This window comes from Streptomyces sp. NPDC056835 (assembly GCF_042789485.1).
Classification (GTDB): domain Bacteria; phylum Actinomycetota; class Actinomycetes; order Streptomycetales; family Streptomycetaceae; genus Streptomyces.
This window is the reverse complement of the sequence record NZ_JBHUBB010000039.1, coordinates 49655-64955: the sequence shown is the minus strand read 5'-3', so window position 1 is coordinate 64955 and position 15301 is coordinate 49655. Positions and strand designations below refer to the sequence as shown.

General features: G+C 70.7%; 15 protein-coding genes. 5 read left to right on the top strand and 10 right to left on the bottom strand.

Features of this window, described 5'->3' with window-relative positions; genetic code table 11:
• Positions 1-228 precede the first annotated feature (228 nt).
• The 5 genes from ACFRMN_RS33100 to ACFRMN_RS33080 form a co-directional block, all read right to left on the bottom strand.
• On the bottom strand, positions 229-1197 hold the full coding sequence (locus tag ACFRMN_RS33100) for a PDR/VanB family oxidoreductase (RefSeq protein ID WP_383026744.1): 969 nt from the start codon (positions 1195-1197) through the stop codon (positions 229-231).
• Between the two features lie 452 nt (positions 1198-1649).
• A complete protein-coding gene (locus tag ACFRMN_RS33095) occupies positions 1650-2210 on the bottom strand; it encodes an HPP family protein (protein WP_383026741.1) in 561 nt (186 codons plus the stop codon).
• 423 nt (positions 2211-2633) lie between these two features.
• Positions 2634-4439 carry a serine/threonine-protein kinase gene (locus ACFRMN_RS33090; protein WP_383026738.1) on the bottom strand — a complete coding sequence of 602 codons (1806 nt, stop codon included), beginning with the start codon at positions 4437-4439 and terminating at the stop codon, positions 2634-2636.
• Between the two features lie 166 nt (positions 4440-4605).
• Positions 4606-5646 carry an endonuclease/exonuclease/phosphatase family protein gene (locus ACFRMN_RS33085; RefSeq protein ID WP_383026736.1) on the bottom strand — a complete coding sequence of 347 codons (1041 nt, stop codon included), beginning with the start codon at positions 5644-5646 and terminating at the stop codon, positions 4606-4608.
• Positions 5647-5749: 103 nt separating this feature from the next.
• Positions 5750-6769 carry an LLM class flavin-dependent oxidoreductase gene (locus tag ACFRMN_RS33080; protein WP_383026733.1) on the bottom strand — a complete coding sequence of 340 codons (1020 nt, stop codon included), beginning with the start codon at positions 6767-6769 and terminating at the stop codon, positions 5750-5752.
• A gap of 201 nt (positions 6770-6970) precedes the next feature.
• Here ACFRMN_RS33080 and ACFRMN_RS33075 point away from each other — a divergent pair, with 201 nt between their 5' ends.
• On the top strand, positions 6971-7138 hold the full coding sequence (locus ACFRMN_RS33075) for a hypothetical protein (RefSeq protein ID WP_383026730.1): 168 nt from the start codon (positions 6971-6973) through the stop codon (positions 7136-7138).
• A 198-nt stretch (positions 7139-7336) separates the two neighbouring features.
• Here the strand turns inward: ACFRMN_RS33075 and ACFRMN_RS33070 are convergent, their stop codons facing one another.
• On the bottom strand, positions 7337-7864 hold the full coding sequence (locus ACFRMN_RS33070) for a DUF4142 domain-containing protein (RefSeq protein ID WP_383026727.1): 528 nt from the start codon (positions 7862-7864) through the stop codon (positions 7337-7339).
• 324 nt (positions 7865-8188) lie between these two features.
• Here ACFRMN_RS33070 and ACFRMN_RS33065 point away from each other — a divergent pair, with 324 nt between their 5' ends.
• Together ACFRMN_RS33065 and ACFRMN_RS33060 are read left to right on the top strand one after the other, a co-directional pair.
• Positions 8189-8935 (top strand): SDR family oxidoreductase, encoded by a 747-nt coding sequence (locus tag ACFRMN_RS33065; RefSeq protein WP_383026724.1) that lies wholly within the window; start codon positions 8189-8191, stop codon positions 8933-8935.
• A gap of 82 nt (positions 8936-9017) precedes the next feature.
• The gene (locus ACFRMN_RS33060; RefSeq protein WP_383026722.1) at positions 9018-9959 is read left to right on the top strand and encodes an SDR family NAD(P)-dependent oxidoreductase; all 942 of its coding nucleotides are present in this window, start codon (positions 9018-9020) and stop codon (positions 9957-9959) included.
• Between the two features lie 42 nt (positions 9960-10001).
• On the opposite strand, the gene ACFRMN_RS33055 is transcribed toward ACFRMN_RS33060, so the two are convergent.
• Positions 10002-10754 (bottom strand): SDR family NAD(P)-dependent oxidoreductase, encoded by a 753-nt coding sequence (locus tag ACFRMN_RS33055; RefSeq protein WP_383026719.1) that lies wholly within the window; start codon positions 10752-10754, stop codon positions 10002-10004.
• A gap of 97 nt (positions 10755-10851) precedes the next feature.
• A complete protein-coding gene (locus tag ACFRMN_RS33050; RefSeq protein ID WP_383026716.1) occupies positions 10852-11283 on the bottom strand; it encodes an Rrf2 family transcriptional regulator in 432 nt (143 codons plus the stop codon).
• 155 nt (positions 11284-11438) lie between these two features.
• On the opposite strand from ACFRMN_RS33050, the gene ACFRMN_RS33045 reads away from it, so the two are divergent.
• On the top strand, positions 11439-12299 hold the full coding sequence (locus ACFRMN_RS33045; protein WP_383026714.1) for an alpha/beta fold hydrolase: 861 nt from the start codon (positions 11439-11441) through the stop codon (positions 12297-12299).
• A gap of 64 nt (positions 12300-12363) precedes the next feature.
• On the opposite strand, the gene ACFRMN_RS33040 is transcribed toward ACFRMN_RS33045, so the two are convergent.
• Positions 12364-12528, bottom strand: coding sequence for a hypothetical protein (locus ACFRMN_RS33040; protein WP_383026711.1), 165 nt, complete (start codon positions 12526-12528; stop codon positions 12364-12366).
• Between the two features lie 202 nt (positions 12529-12730).
• Between ACFRMN_RS33040 and ACFRMN_RS33035 the strand changes: the two genes are divergently transcribed.
• Positions 12731-14206: a short-chain fatty acid transporter gene (locus ACFRMN_RS33035; protein ID WP_383026708.1), complete on the top strand. Its 1476-nt coding sequence runs from the start codon at positions 12731-12733 to the stop codon at positions 14204-14206.
• Positions 14207-14220: 14 nt separating this feature from the next.
• On the opposite strand, the gene ACFRMN_RS33030 is transcribed toward ACFRMN_RS33035, so the two are convergent.
• The gene (locus tag ACFRMN_RS33030; RefSeq protein ID WP_383026705.1) at positions 14221-15171 is read right to left on the bottom strand and encodes a hypothetical protein; all 951 of its coding nucleotides are present in this window, start codon (positions 15169-15171) and stop codon (positions 14221-14223) included.
• Positions 15172-15301: the final 130 nt, after the last annotated feature.

The following is a 15301-nucleotide window of genomic DNA, read 5'->3' as shown; positions in this document are numbered from 1 at the left end:
TCCAACTCCTTCGGCAGGAGGCCGTAGTTGGCGGAGGCGGCGTCGAAGTCGCCCTGCCCGGCGGGCATCGGGGCGCAGGGACGGCTCAGGTCGAGCGTCGCGAGGGATGCGTTGGGTTCAGGGGGTGGCACGTGGTTCTCCCGTGGGCATGGGTTCGCTGCGACAGGAAGGGCCGGGGCGGCACGGGCGAGTTGAGGGGGGCCGCGAGGCGGGGCCGCGAGGCGGCGGTCACAGATCGAGGACCAGCCGAGACCCGCGCGAGCGGGAGACGCAGATCATCATGGTCTCGTTGGACTCTCGTTCCTCCGCACTCAGGACGGAGTCACGGTGGTCGGGCTCACCGTCGAGGACCTCGGTCTCGCAGGTGCCCTCGGCGCAGGAGGAGAGTGCGGCCACGCCGGCCTCCCGTACGGCATCCAACACACTGCGTTCCGGCGGCACTTGGACGGTGATCCCGGACCGGTCGAGCACGACTTCGAAGGCGCTTCCCGAACCCGTCTCCCGCACCGGCGCCTGGGCCTGGGCCTGGGCCTGGAACCGCTCCACCTGGAGGGCCCCGGCCGGCCACTCCCGGCACTGTTCCTCGACCGCGGCCAGCAACGGCTCGGGGCCGCAGCAGTAGACCAGGGTGTCGGGGTCGGGCTCGCCGAGGTAGCCGTCGAGGTCGAGCAGACCGTGCTGGTCCTGCGGGTGTACGGCCACGGCCTCGCCGTACCCGGCCAGTTCATCGAGGAAGGCCATGGAGGAACGGCTCCGGCCGCCGTACAGCAGCCGCCACCGCGCCCCGGCGGCCTCGACCGCCGCCAGCATCGGCAGGACCGGGGTGATACCGATGCCGCCCGCCACGAACAGGTAGCGCCGGGCCGGCCGGAGGGCGAAGTTGTTGCGCGGCGCGCGTGTCCGCACCGACGCACCCACGTACAGCTTGGCGTGTACGTACGCCGAGCCGCCGCGGCTCTCCGGTGCGCGCAGTACGCCGATGCGCCAGGACGACCGGTCACCGGGGGTGCCGCACAGCGAGTAGTGGCGGACCAGGCCGTTGTCGAGCAGCAGCTCGATATGGGCACCGGGTTGCCACCGCGGGAGCGGTTCACCGTGGGGGGCGCGGAGTGTCAGGGCGGCGACGCCGTCGGCTACTTCGGTCCGTTCCGCGACGACGAGTGATATCTCGTGCCCGGGAGTGGGGTGATTGCTCAAGGTGGATTCCCGCTTTCACAGGAGACAGAGCGAGACCCGCACTACCAAAACCGGCGCACGGGCTGACGCAAGGGACGGGTCAGTTCGTGGATCGCGCGACGGAAGGCAAGGCAACGGACGACGTTTTCCAATACGAACCCTAGCGCATACGCAGCCCTATGAATTGCCGATTTGTTACCTTCGAATGCTCTCCGAGCACGAATTCCAGCCACGTTTACCCGACGCGCGGCAGCAGGTGACCGTACTGCCGGCGGACATTGCGAAGCCCCAGAAGGGGTTGAGGTGTGTTCCTGATCGCACTTGACAACGTGACTCAAACCGTGAGCACCGAAAGCCTGGAAAGGCTGTGCTCAGAATGTGAGCAAGAAATCAAGCGCTGCGGTATCTTCCGAATTCTGGATCCCGCTTTCCGGAAAGACATCGCACAGCCCGGGTGCGACCTGGACGGCGAGTCACCACCAGGTCGTGGGATAGACCTCTCGCTGGAGACGGGAGGAGACCAGCTGTACCAGGACGAGCAGTGTCGCGCCGGTGGCCAGCAGGGCCGTGAAGTGGGTGGCACGCGGCTCGGTGAGCATGATCATGACGACGGTTGCCATGGCCGGGGGGTGGGCCACCTTGAAGAGGAGGCCGAGGCCGCAGGCCGCGCCACAGGCCAGGGCGGCGGCCCAGGGGCCGTGCCAGCCGAGGGCGAGGACGGTGAAACAGACGAGGCAGGACAGCAGGTGTCCGCCGAGGACGTGGCGGGGCTGCGCGAGTGGTGAGCCGGGGGTCGCTGTGACGATCGCCGTCGTGGCCGCGAGGGGCGGTATCAGCACCGTCTGGTGGGTGAGCGTCCCGACGGCCACCAGGACGGTCAGCGCGACCGATGTGGTGACGGACGCCGACACGACCGTACGCCGGGGCGGCCTCGGCTCGCCGACCCGCCACCAACGCGCCCATCGGGCTCGGGGCATCTTCGCGGGGCGGGTGTCGTCCTCGGTTTCCCGTGTGCCGGACGGGTTGGGCGTCATGAATACGACGCCCCCGTCACGCCGCGAGGCCGACGTCCACCCAGCACCCCGGTCGCACGGCAGGCGCCGGGCGGGGTGGCGCGGTGCGTCCGCGCCGGGCGGCGGGCGGGCATGGCCTGCGCGCCGCCGAGCGGGACGTACGTCTTCAGGGCATGCGAAATCAGCACAGGACTCCTCGGAAGCGCCCCCACCTCCGGCCTACGGCGGCTCGTTGTCCGTCAAGTCGGGGAACGCTCCGACATCCTGCCCTCCTGGATCACCGGCCGTCCAAGAGCGCTTCTCGATCGGTTGATCGACGCCAACGATCAAAGGCCGCGGGCCGCGGTTCTCGACGGGGAGCCGTCGATGGGCGGGCAGCGGTCGAGAAGCATGTGGTTGCCCTGCACCGCCGCTCCGCGCGTTCGGGGACCGTCGCGTCGCGGCTCAGGCGTGGAAGCCGTTACACACGATGGACGTGTACTTCGTGGGTCCGCCTTCGACGTGGTACAGCACCACGGTCCAGTCGCCCCGGTCGTCTCCGACCGGGATCGCGTCGACGGTCCGATCGCCGAAGTGGGCCCGGAAGTCCTTGGGATAGTTGAGCTTGATGGTTCCGCCCGACGACCACTGGGAGTACAGGTCGATGGGTTTGCTGGTGAAACCGATACCCTTCCCCGCCGACCGGAGGGGGCGCCCGGTGGCGCGGTCGGTTTCGTGCGGAGGCCGTATCCCGACGGACACGTAGTACGGCGCGGGTCGCTTTCCCTCCCCGGCGGTCTTGGGGCGCAGCTCCACCGAGGCGGTGTCCGAGCCGGTGGTGTGCGAGACGGAGGACCGCAGGTCCGATGGCGGCAAGGAGTCGGCGAGACTTGCCAGGTCGCAGGCGCCGATGCCCAAGGCGGCCTGTGCCGGATCGTCCGACAGGGTCCAGCGGTCCTGCGAGACGCGGTCGTTCACGATGTGGTCCGGCGGGCGCCCCGCCGGGCCCGTGGTGGCCGGCCCGGACGCGGTGACATCGGCCGTGGGTCCCGCTTCGGAGCCCTTGCTTTCCTTGCTGTCCTCTTCGGGGAACAGCCAGATCGCGACCGGGACGAGGAGCGCCACCACCACGCACGCGGCGAGCCGGCCTCCACGACGTCCGCGCCGGGCGGGAGATGGCCGGTGATCCGGCTCGTCGTACGGGGTGGTGTCGGAGTATGCCCAGAACGCGGTACCGGCTGGCCGCGCGGGAGCGTGATTCACCGGGCCGCGATCCGCGGGCGATACGGGAGACGCCGACGTGATGGGCGTGACGGGGGTGACGGGGGTGACGGGGGTGACCGTCCCCGGTTCCCGCTCCGGCGGCGCGTGCGCACCGGACGAGTCCGGTGGGCTTTTCACGTGCCCGGACAGGGGCACGGGGTCGGTATCGCGGGCCACCGAACGGTAGTGGGCATCGGCGGCCAGCGCCGCGTCCACCGCGCATCCGGCGATCACGGCGGCCAACTCGGGCCGCTCCGCGGGGTCCTTGGCGACGCACCGCCGGATCAGCGCGGCCAGATCGTCTCGTACGCCCCTCAGATCGATGTCCTCGTGCACGGTCCGGTAGCTCACCGTCGCGGCGTTGCCCGTACCGTACGGGGGCCGGCCGGTCGCCGTGTAGGCGATCGTCGCTCCCAGCGCGAAGATGTCCGCCGCCGGGCCGACGTCGTTACGCAGAAGGACCTCGGGCGCGGTGTATCCGGGGGTCCCGGGTGCGGTTCCGTCCCGGGTGAGAATCGTCTGCTCAAGCCCCCTGGCGATACCGAAGTCGATCAGTTGCGGCCCCTGGGGCGCGAGGATGACATTCTGCGGTTTCAGGTCCCGGTGCGTGACTCCGTGGACATGCACCGCGGCCAGCCCCTCGGCGAGCGCCGCGAGCAGCCGCAGGGCACTCTCGGGCGGGAACGGGCCGCTCGCTCCCACGGCGTCGCGCAGCGTGGGTCCCGGTACGTACTCGGTGGCCAGCCAGTACGGGGACGTATCGAGTGACGCCTCGATCAACTGGGCGGTGTAGGCGCTCCGTACGGCTTCCACGGTCGCGGCTTCCCGCCGGAACCGGGCCAGCGCCTCGGGGTGATCGCTGATCTCGTCGCGGATCACCTTCACGGCCACCAGCCGTCCGCCGGGCGAACGGCCGAGGTACACCTGTCCCATGCCGCCCGCACCGAGCCGGGCGATAATCCGCCACGCGCCTATTCGCTCGGGATCCTGAAGTCGCAGCTCATCCACCGGCACGACTTTGCCACACCCCGGCATCCGGCGGACCGCGAAGAACGCACAAACGCCCAGAGGTTCGGGAGTGTTCTCGTGCGGGACGAACGCGATGGGTGCCCTCGTCGTACCTGCCGCTCATCAGCGGGGCGGCGAGTCCGTGCCAGGTGCCGGCCCGGCTCCTTCAGTCCAGTGTGATCCGGGCGGCGACCGGCAGGTGATCGCTACCGGTGGCGGGCAGGGTGCGGATGTGGCCGACGGTCCCCGAGCGGGCCATGACCTGGTCGATCCGGGCCAGCGGGAAGACGGCGGGGAAGCTGAAGGCGAAGCCACGTTCCGCCACGTTCATCCTTGAGGTCAGCGGGGCCAACCCCCGGTCGTCGACCGTGCTGTTGAGGTCGCCCAGCAGGATCACCGCTTTCAGCTCCTCGGCGGCGACAGCCTCGCCCAGCAGGCCGGCGCTCTCGTCGCGCCAGGAGGACGCGAGGCCACTCGCCCCGACGCGGACCGAGGGCAGGTGCGCGACGTACGCCGCGACCTCGCCGTGCGGTGTGTTGACCACGGTCCGCAGCGCGCGACTCCAGGTCTCCGTGATTCCCCGGGGTTTGATGTCCAACAGCCGGGTCTCGGTCAGGGGATGCTTCGACCAGAGTCCGACGGTGCCCCGGACCGCGTGGTGCGGGTAGTCCGGGGCGAGGGTCTTCTCGTAGACCGTCAGCGCGGGAGGTATCAGCTCCTCCAGTGCGATGAGATCGGGCCCGGCGTCGGCCAGGGTGCGCGCCGTGCCCGCCGGATCGGTGTTCTCGTCGCTGACGTTGTGCTGCACCACCACCAGGTCGCGCGCGCCGGATTCCGTCCCGGGCAGCAGCAGCCGGCCGAAGAGGTACGTCCAGGCAGCCACCGGTAGCAGCAGGGCCACCAGCGCGAGGGCCGAACGGCGCAGCAGTGCCAGGCCGAGCAGCACCACACCCACCAGGCCGAGCCACGGCAGGAACGCCTCCAGGGAACTGCCCAGGCGGCCAACGGAGTTGGGCACGGCCCGGTGGAACACCAGCAGCCCGGCCGTCAGCACCGCGAGCGCGGCGAGTACCCGCCCGCGCGTCCAGGCCGACCGTCGCCCCGCGTCCTTCCGCGCGTCCGTACCCGGACCCCGCCGCCCCGCCCACCGGCGCGCTGCCCTCACTGTCGACGCCCCACCGCTGTCCGTTCGCGCCCGCACCACCATGGACTCCCCTCCACTCGCCCTCACACGCCCGGACGCACCACCGGACGAATCAGTTTCCGGCTCCGCGCCCGCCCGCTGGTGCGGGGGAGGGGGAGGGGGAGGGTTAGGGGGTACGCGCACCGGCCAGTCCCAGCAGCCGCGCCAGCCGGGTGTACGAGTCGAGCAGCGCCTCGCGGTCGTAGGTACTGGTCGTGACCAGGAATTCGTCGGCCTCGGCGCGCGCCAGCAGTTTCTGGAGACCGGCCGCCACCTCGTCCGCCGTACCGTACAGGTGCCCGCGCAGCGCCTCCTCGAACAGTGTGCGCTCGCGCTCCGTCATGGCGGTGGCGAGAATCGTCTCGACCGAGGCCAGCGGCGGGAACTCCCCGTGCGTGCGGGAGTACGCCGTCGACCAGGCCTCCGGGAACAACAGCGCGCGAGCCTCCCGCGTGGTCTCCGCCACCGCGACCGTGCCGGACAGGACGACGTACGGCCGCTCGCCCCAGGCGGAGGGGCGGAAGCCCTGCCGGTACTCCTCGATGGCCCGGAGCATCGCGTCCTCACTCCGTACGGCGGCGATGACCAGCGGCAGCCCGGCCTCCGCGGCGATCCGCGCGCCCTGCCCGGTGGCCAGGACGAAGACCGGGACGCGCAGCCCCTCGGTGGGGTGGGCGTGGACCTGGGGGTGCGCGGTCCGGGTGCCGGTGAAATATCCGAGGAGTTCGGCGAGCTGCCCGGGGAAGTCGGCTGCGTCCTGCTTGTCCCGGCCGAGTGCCTTGCGTATCCCGTCGGTGAACCCCACCGACCGTCCGAGACCCATGTCGACACGGCCCGGGAAGAGGGATTCCAGCACCCCGAACTGCTCGGCGACGACGAGCGGTTGGTGGTTCGGCAGCATCACACCACCGGTCCCGACACGGATCGTCGACGTGGCGGCCGCCACGGCTGCCGCGAGCACGGTCGGAGCCGAGCCGGCGACGCCCGGCACGCTGTGGTGCTCGGATACCCAGAAGCGGTGATAGCCAAGAGCCTCGATCCGCCGGGCGAACGCCACGCTGTCGCGCAGCGCCTGTGGACCGTCCGACCCCTCCCGGATACGGGAGCGGTCCAGCACGGAGAAGGGAACAGTCGCTGCGATACTCACACCCTCTCCAACAACCGCGCCGTACGAGGATTCCCCGAGGCCGGGTCTCGCCGCCGGTTGGCCTGCTCCGGGGAGGTCGGAACCCCGTCGGCCACGCCCCGGCGGTTTTCGGCGCACCTGACTGCCGGAATCGGACGAAACTCGCCCATGGTGCGGGCCGGCCGCTATGTTGGCGGCCATGTTCCACACTTGGGGGCCGTCATGAGAAGGTTCTGGGCCGTCCTGGCCATCCTCTTCGCGGCCCTCGCCGTCGGAAGCCTTGCCGTACTGAGTGAGGGAGGCGGCAGGTCGATCGGGATCGACGACATCGCCGTCGCCGCGGTGCTCGCCACGCTGGCCTGGCTCAGCTGGAAGAGCGCCCGAGGGTGAGGCATTGGCCGGCGGAGTTCGCGTCGGCCGCCCTTCCTGTCCCGGCGGAATCGTCCGCCGTACCGATGCCGACGCCTGTGCGGAAGGGCCGCGGGGCTGTCATCGAGTGCCCCGCGACCCTTGCCGTTTCTCGCGGCCGGCGGCCAAGTCCCCGAGGCCGCCACCGGTCTGCGCCGGTTCCGCCGCTTTCCTCGGGGATCAAGACTGCTTGACGCGCGCCTCGCAGGCACGGATCAGCTCCAGGTGCTTCGCCACTACGGGGCGTGCCCCCCGGGCGGCCGTCTTGACCTCGGCGTTGCCTCCCGTGGCGACTTCGCGGTCGATCAGGGCCAGCGTCTCCTCGTGGCTCTTGGCCTCGGTGGTCAGCCACATGGTGTTGTACGCGCTCGTACCCACGTTGGCCTGCAAGGCGGTCATCGTCTTCTCCTGCGCGGCGGAGGGCGCGGCGGACAGCGGGACACGCAGCTTGCTCGCCAACGCCTTGACGCCGAGGTCCAGCTTCGTGTGGTCGCGCACCAGTATGGCGCCGACCGTCTTCACGCAAGCCGCCGTGGCGTTCTTGCGTGCGCTCTGTCCGGCCGCGATCTCGGCCAGGTTGCCCTGGTGAATCGCCTTCAGGAACGGCGCGTCATCGGCGGCCGAGGCCGCCGCGTACGCGGAAGGCGCGGATATGCCGGCCAGCGCTGCCAGCATCGTGGCAGCGGCTATGCGTCGCACAGCGATCATCTGCGTGCTCCCTTCGCCCGGTCCGGGACGCACACAGTTGGCGCCGGAGCGGTCGTTGGACGGGCACCCGAGTCGGTGCCCGGAGCCCATGCATTCCCTTGCGGAACACGCCGGTCACACAATCACTTCTCAATCACGCGAACGGCCGTCAGATCGCGGGCGCGGCAGCCGGCCGCGCCCTGGGCACGACAGGCCGCGGTGCTGGCCGGCCTCCGCGTACTGGCCGGCGCGAACGACTGGGGTGACGTCGCTAACAGAAAAGTGTTAGCGTTGATCTCGCCGGGTTGCGAGGAGCGCTACCCGGTCGAGAGAAGGAGCAGCGCCATGACCGAGCAGACCGTTTCTCCGCGCCGGGTAGCGATCGTCACCGGAGGGTCCCGCGGCATCGGCCGCGAGAGCGCCGAGCGGCTGGCCGCCGACGGATTCGCCGTCGTCCTCAACTACGCCGGCAACACCACCGAGGCCGAGGCGGCGGTCGCCGCCATCACCGCCTCCGGCGGGCAGGCGATGGCGTTCCGGGCCGACGTGGCCGACGAGACGGCCGTAGCGGCGCTCTTCGACGCGGCGGAGGACGCGTACGGCGGGATCGACGTGGTTGTGCACGCGGCGGGCGTCATGACGCTGGCGCCGCTGGCCGAGATCGACCTGGACGCCCTGGACCGTATGCACCGTACGAACATCCGCGGGACGTTCGTCGTCGACCAGCTGGCCGCGCGCAGGCTCCGGGACGGCGGGGCGATCATCAACTTCTCCAGCTCCGTCCTGGCGCTGGCACTGCCCGGCTACAGCGCCTACGCCGCCACCAAGGGCGCGGTCGAGGCCATCACCCTGATCCTCGCCCGCGAACTGCGCGGCCGGGACATCACCGTCAACGCCGTGGCCCCCGGGCCGACCGCCACCGCCCTGTTCCTGGACGGCAAGGACGAGCAGACCATCGCGAGGATGGCCGGCCAGGCACCCCTGGAGCGGCTGGGCACCCCGCAGGACATCGCCGAGGTCGTCGCCTTCCTCGCCGGTCCCGCTCGCTGGGTCAACGGACAGGTGCTGCGTGCCAACGGCGGCATCGTCTGACGCGGCGCGGGTCGGGCGTCGCGCGCCCTCCCGCCCGGCTCCCGAACCCTGCGCACCACATCAACTACCGAGGAGTTCCGCCATGGGCAAGACCATCGTGATCACGGGCGCCGGTTCCGGTTTCGGAGCGCTGGCCGCCCGCGCCCTCGCCCGGTCCGGCCACACCGTCTACGCCGCGATGCGCGACACGACCGGCCGCAACGCGGGCCGGGTCGCCGACGCCAAGGCGTACGCGGCCGAGCGTCAGGTGGACCTGCGTACCGTAGAACTCGACGTGCTCTCCCAGGAGTCCGTCGACGCGGCGGTCAACACCATCCTGGCCGAGGCCGGTTCGCTCGACGTGGTGATCCACAACGCCGGCCATATGGTGACCGGCCCCGCCGAGGCCTTCACCCCCGAGGAACTGGTGGCCGTCTACGACACGAATGTGCTGGGGACCCAGCGGGTCAACCGGGCCGCGCTGCCTCATCTCCGCGCCCAGCGGCACGGACTGGTCCTCTGGATCGGCTCCACGTCCACGCGCGGCGGCACCCCGCCCTATCTCGCGCCGTACTTCGCCGCGAAGGCGGCCATGGACTCCCTCGCGGTCTCCTACGCCGCCGAGCTGGCCCGCTTCAACATCGAGACCTCCATCGTCGTGCCGGGTTCCTTCACCTCGGGCACCAACCACTTCGCCACCGGGGGCCACCCCTCCGAGCAGACCGTCGTACCCGCCTACGAGGCCCGCTACGCCGGCCTGATGGACCAGGTCTCCCAGCGCCTGGCCGCGCTCGCCCCGGCCGAGGCCGATGTGTCCCAAGTGGCCGATGCCATCGTCGAGGTGGTCGACACGCCGCACGGCAGCCGTCCCTTCCGGGTCCATGTCGACCCCGCGAACGACGGTTCCGAGGAAGTCAGCGAGGTCGCCGACCGGATCCGCGCCGAATTCCTCACCCGCATCGGTCTGGATGATCTCCTTGCCCCTCAGGACGCCAGTCAGCTGCTGTCCGGTGAACGGCTGGACCGGCTCTCCGACGCTTCCTGAGAGAGCCGGCCCGCACGTCCCTTCCGCCCGGGGGCGGGACGGTCAGATCTGGGCGAGGCCGCCGTCGACGAAGAGTTCCGCGCCGGTGGTGAAGGAGCTCTGGTCCGAGGCGAGGAAGAGGGCCATCGCGGCGACCTCGTCCGGGCGGCCCATCCGGCCCAGCGGGATCTGGGCCGTGAAGCTGTCCTTGAACTTCTGCCGCGACTGCGCGTTGTCGCCCGCCAGTCCCTCGATGCCGGGGGTCTCGATCGGCCCCGGAGAGACGGCGTTGACCCGGATCCCGCGGTCGGCGAGCTCCGCCGCCCAGGAGCGGGCGAGGTTGCGGATGGCGGCCTTGGTGGCGCTGTACACGCTCATCGCCTCGATGCCCAGCGAGGCGTTGGTGGAGGAGAGCACGATCACGGACGCGCCGTTGGGCAGCAGCGGCAGGGCCTTCTGGACGGTGAAGATCAGCCCCTTGACGTTGATGTCGAAGGTGGTGGCGTAGTGCTCCTCGGTGATCTTTCCGAGCCGTGCGAGTTCGCCGCCGCCCGCGTTGGCCGCCACGACGTCCAGACGTTCGCTGCGGGTTTGGATCGTCTCGAAGAGGGTGTCGAGATCCCGCAGGTTCGACACATCGCTCTGTACGCCGACGGCCCGCTCCCCGATGGCTTCCACGGCGGCGTCCAGTTCGGGCTTGCGCCGTCCGGTCAGATAGACGGTGGCGCCTTCTTCGGCGAACCGGCGTGCGATGGCGAACCCGATGCCCTTCGAGCCGCCGGTCACGAGGGCCACCTTGTTTTCCAGCTGTCCCATGACATCCATCCTTGAGGTAATGGGTTTTGTTACATTAAAGGGTGCGAAAAACGATATGCACGCGCACTTGAGGTACGACGCGCCGAAAGTGCCTGCTCTAGCGGGCGGCCAGCACGTTCTGGAAGACATCGGCCAGCGTGGTGCGGGCCAGTTCATCGCGCAGGACGACATCGATTCCGTCGTACACGCTCTGCATCGTCGGCCGGATCCCGAAACCCACCGGACAGTCCAGGTTCGGTTCCGCGCGGTGCATGGCGAACAGGGGGCTGGGCTCCACGGCGTCGTAGACGTCCAGCAGTGTGATGGCTTCGAGCCCACGCGTCAGCGTCCAGCCCGCGCCCGCGCCGCGCCGGGATTCGACGATTCCGGCCTCGCGCAGCTCTCCGAGCAGGCGCCGGATGACCACGGGGTTGGTGTTCACGCTTCCCGCGATCTGCTCCGAGGTGGCGATCTCGTGCCCCTGGCGCCGGTGGAGTTCCATCCAGACCAGCGCATGGGCGGCGACCGTCAGTCTGCTGTTCGCGCTCACTCGTTCTTCACCTCCTGCCCTCCCGTAACTTCCGCTCCCCCGTTTTCCGCGCTCCTGCATTCCCGCGGCCGATAGTCGCAACGGTAAGTGTTACGACAGACCTCGTCAATCGCCCGCCTGGTCAGCGCGGGCCGTGGACATTAGGGTCGGCCGGTGTGACGGAGACCGATCTGAAACTGAGTGACGGTCGCACGCTTCATGTCTACGACACGGGCGCTGACGACTCCGACGACACCCTCGCCGTCTTCTGGCACCACGGGACGCCGAACATCGGCGCGCCGCCCGCGCCCCTCTTCCCGGCCGCGGCCCGGCTTCGTATCCGCTGGGTGTCGTACGACCGTCCCGGATACGGCGGATCGTCCCCTCATCCGGGCCGGGACGTGGCCTCGGCGGCCGGTTACGTCGCCGGTGTCGCCGACGCGCTGGGCATCGACCGGTTCGCGGTCATGGGACATTCCGGCGGCGGCCCGCATGCCCTGGCCTGCGGGGCGCTGCTGCCGGACCGCGTCCTCGGCGTCGTCAGCGTGGCCGGGCTCGCCCCGTTCGGCGCCGAAGGGCTCGACTGGTTCGCGGGCATGGCGGACTCCGGGGTGGCGTCACTGCGCGCCGCGGCCGAGGGGCGCGCGGCGAAAGAGCGACACCAGGCGTCGGGCGTCGTGTACGACCCCGAATTCACCCCGGCCGACCAGGCCGCGCTCGCCGGGGCGTGGTCATGGCTGGGAGAGGTCGTCGGTCCGGCCGTCGCGGCGGGTCCGGGCGGGCTGATCGCCGACGACCTGGCCTATGTCGCCCCGTGGGGCTTCGAGCCCGCGCGGGTCGGCGCACCCGTTCTGGTCCTGCACGGCGGCCGGGACAGGGTCGTGCCCAGCGCGCACGGCCAGTGGCTCGCGAGTCACTGCCCCTCGGCGGAACTCCGGCTGAGCCCGGACGACGGGCATATCTCGGTCCTCACCTCCGGTGAGGCCGCGCTGGAGTGGCTCAGGGCCCGCGCCGACCGGCACCTGACCCCGCGCTGAGACAACCGGCGGAGATCCCGCCCTCGCGGATCACGGTGAGAACGGCCGGTGGGCTGAGCGGGAGTCAGGCCACGTGGGTCTGGACGCCGGCCTCGCGGCCACCTGACTGAACGCGCGCACGCAGCACCCGCGACCCCGGTTCCACCGGCGCGGCCACCGCCCTGCCCAGCCGGTCCTTCGTCGCCGCCCGCCAGGGCTCCAGCGCGTCCAGCTCCCTGAGCACGGTCATCTCCGAGACTCCAAGTCGATTCACCACATGATGTGGCCGCGCGCTATGTGGATCACCTCCATTGCCTTCCGGCCGGGCGGGGCCGAAGATCCTCGGCACCGCATCCCTGGCCCCAGGGATCCCTGGAGTCACGGACCCATGGGCTCACGGTCCTCCGGGCCCCGGACCGTGGCAGCCAGGACGCTCGACAGGAGGACACCCGATGACCACAGCGCCCCCGCGCGAGCCGGCCCCACCGACCGGCAGGGAGCCCTGGCCGGCGCGCATGGCGCTGCGCTTCACCGCGTTCTCCGAGAGATGGCTGCCCGACGCGCTGGGCTTCGTGCTGGTGGGCACGTTCGCGGTCTTCGCGCTCGGCCTCGTGACCGGCGAGGACCTGTTCGGCGCCCCGTCGGATCCGGCGGCCACGACCGGCTACGGACTGGTGGACGCGTGGGGTCAGGGCTTCTGGTCCCTGATCACGTTCACGCTCCAGATGGCGATGATCATTATCGCCGGGTACGCGGTCGCGGTCTCGCCACCGGTCGGGCGGCTGATCGGCCGGCTCGCGCGGGTGCCCCGTACGCCACGCGGAGCCATCGCGTACACCGCGGCCGTCGCGATGGTGACGTCCTATCTCAACTGGGCCTTCAGCCTGATCTTCACGGCGATCCTCGCCAAGGAGATCGCACGCAGGGTTTCGGGTGTCGACTACCGGGCGCTGGGCGCGATGGCCTTCCTCGGACTCGGCACCGTATGGGCCCAGGGCCTGTCCGGGTCCGCGGCGCTCCAGGTGGCCAGCGATACGTCGAGCCCGCCCGCCGTGCAGAAGGTCATCGAGGAGGGGCGCGGCAGCGGTCTCATCCCGCTCACGGACACCATCTTCCTCTGGCAGGGCATGGTGGCCACGGCGATCGTGTTCGTCGTCGCCGTCGGTATGGCCTGGTTCCTGTCGCCGTCGCCGGAGCGCGCGAAGACCGCCGAACAGATGGGCGTCGACTTGGGTCCCAGCGTGGCGAACGAGCGTGCGGAGCCGCGCCGCGGCCGGCCCGGGGAGTGGATCGAGTACAGCCCCGTCTTCGCGATCCTGCTGTTCGCACTCGGAGTGTGGTACCTGGCACGGCACTTCGCCCGCGCGGAGGGCAGCGCCCTCAACGCCCTGGACCTGAACACCGTCAACCTCATCCTCATTCTGCTGGCGCTCATCCTGCACTGGCGTCCGGTACGACTGGCACAGGCGGTCAAGGAGGGGACTCCGGCGGCTTCCGGCGTACTGCTCCAATTCCCGCTGTACGGCGGGATATTCGGGATGATCGCCTTCACCGGGCTGAGCAAGACCATCGCCGGCTGGCTGGTCTCGGTGTCGAACGAGTTCTTCTACCCGGCCTTCATCGCCATCTACAGCTGTGTGCTCGGCGTCTTCGTCCCCAGCGGCGGCAGCAAGTGGGTCATCGAGGCGCCCTACGTCCTGGACGCGGCCAACCAACTCCAGGTGAACCAGGGCTGGGTGGTCGTGGTGTACGACCTCGGCGAGGCGAGCGCCAATCTGCTCCAGCCGTTCTGGATGCTGCCGACACTGACGATCCTCGGACTCAAGGCACGCGACATCATGGGCTACACCTTCGCGATGTTCCTGGTGTGCTTCCCGGTCGTGCTGATCCTCGTCACCCTGTTCGCCCGCACGCTCCCCTTCCCGTGAGCGGTGCGGTGGCGTCAGGTCGTGAACCCCGCGTGCACATGGTCGTGATGGGTGTTGTCGGTGAAGAACTGACCGGGGGCGCCGCCGGAGAGCTGGACCGGTCCGCCGACGTTGTACGAACCGGCCGCCGCCGCGTCCCGCATGAACGACTCGACCAGCCGGCGCGAGGTGGCCGGATCTACCACCTTGTGTCCGTCGATCTGCCAGACGTCGAACGCCCGGCCGCGCGGATGGTCACTGGGCCGGCTGGTGCCGAACACATTCAGCGGGTGGCCGGAGCGCACCACACTGATGTACATCCGGTACGTACCCGCCAGCCGCAGCAGGGCTCGCAGCGCGCTCGGGTGGACCTTCCCGCTGCGGATGTCCGCCTCGGCGGCGGGAGGCAGCAGGATCCGCGATTCGGCCAGTACCCGCCGCGCGGCATCGGGCAGCGAAGCGGCGGCGGCGCCGGGCCGCGCGGGGTGCAGCGCGGTCACGTCCCAGCGTGGCCGCGCCCGGCTCAGCCGTACGTCCACGGTCGTGCCGCCCGCGTGCCCCGGCGTCCACTGCCGGCACACCACGAGCACGCTGGCCGAGTCCGCCAGGATCCCGCCGTACTGCGCGTCGATCACCTGGAGGGCGGCCTCGGGCGCGCCGGGCAGCAGCGCGCCCGCCTGATCCACCAGCGACGGCGCGGCCCCGAGCGCGGCCACCCGCTTCTTCGCCGCCGCCGCACCGCCCTGGCCGGCGGGCCAGGCGCCGATCGCCTCCACGACCCGCACGGCACGCAGCTTCACGGCGGGATCCACATCGTCCCGGTCGGGCCGCCATGGCGTGGTCGCCGGCAACGAGGAGGACGGCGGGGGTGAACCGGACCCTGAGACCGACAGGGGCGCGGACGGAGGACCCGAGCACCCCGCCGCTCCCATCAGCACCCCGCCCGTTCCCAGCAGCAGCGCCCGCCGGCCGAGTGGCTGTCCCATGGCTCCACCTCGTTCGTGTCCCCGGCTCTCCACCTGCCCCCAGCGTGCGGGGGCGGCCACCACCTCGCATGCGGGCCGTGGCGAACGCGGACCGTGCTCCTGCCCACATCGATTCGATGCTCGATGGATC

Bases quoted from the DNA above. Each gene is read 5' to 3' on its own strand.
- ACFRMN_RS33095 (WP_383026741.1), bottom strand. From the start codon at position 2,210: ATGACGCCCAACCCGTCCGGCACACGGGAAACCGAGGACGACACCCGC.
- ACFRMN_RS33085 (WP_383026736.1), bottom strand. From the start codon at position 5,646: ATGGTGGTGCGGGCGCGAACGGACAGCGGTGGGGCGTCGACAGTGAGG.
- ACFRMN_RS33075 (WP_383026730.1), top strand. From the start codon at position 6,971: ATGAGAAGGTTCTGGGCCGTCCTGGCCATCCTCTTCGCGGCCCTCGCC.
- ACFRMN_RS33070 (WP_383026727.1), bottom strand. From the start codon at position 7,864: ATGATCGCTGTGCGACGCATAGCCGCTGCCACGATGCTGGCAGCGCTG.
- ACFRMN_RS33065 (WP_383026724.1), top strand. From the start codon at position 8,189: ATGACCGAGCAGACCGTTTCTCCGCGCCGGGTAGCGATCGTCACCGGA.
- ACFRMN_RS33060 (WP_383026722.1), top strand. From the start codon at position 9,018: ATGGGCAAGACCATCGTGATCACGGGCGCCGGTTCCGGTTTCGGAGCG.
- ACFRMN_RS33055 (WP_383026719.1), bottom strand. From the start codon at position 10,754: ATGGGACAGCTGGAAAACAAGGTGGCCCTCGTGACCGGCGGCTCGAAG.
- ACFRMN_RS33040 (WP_383026711.1), bottom strand. From the start codon at position 12,528: ATGACCGTGCTCAGGGAGCTGGACGCGCTGGAGCCCTGGCGGGCGGCG.
- ACFRMN_RS33035 (WP_383026708.1), top strand. From the start codon at position 12,731: ATGACCACAGCGCCCCCGCGCGAGCCGGCCCCACCGACCGGCAGGGAG.
- ACFRMN_RS33030 (WP_383026705.1), bottom strand. From the start codon at position 15,171: ATGGGACAGCCACTCGGCCGGCGGGCGCTGCTGCTGGGAACGGGCGGG.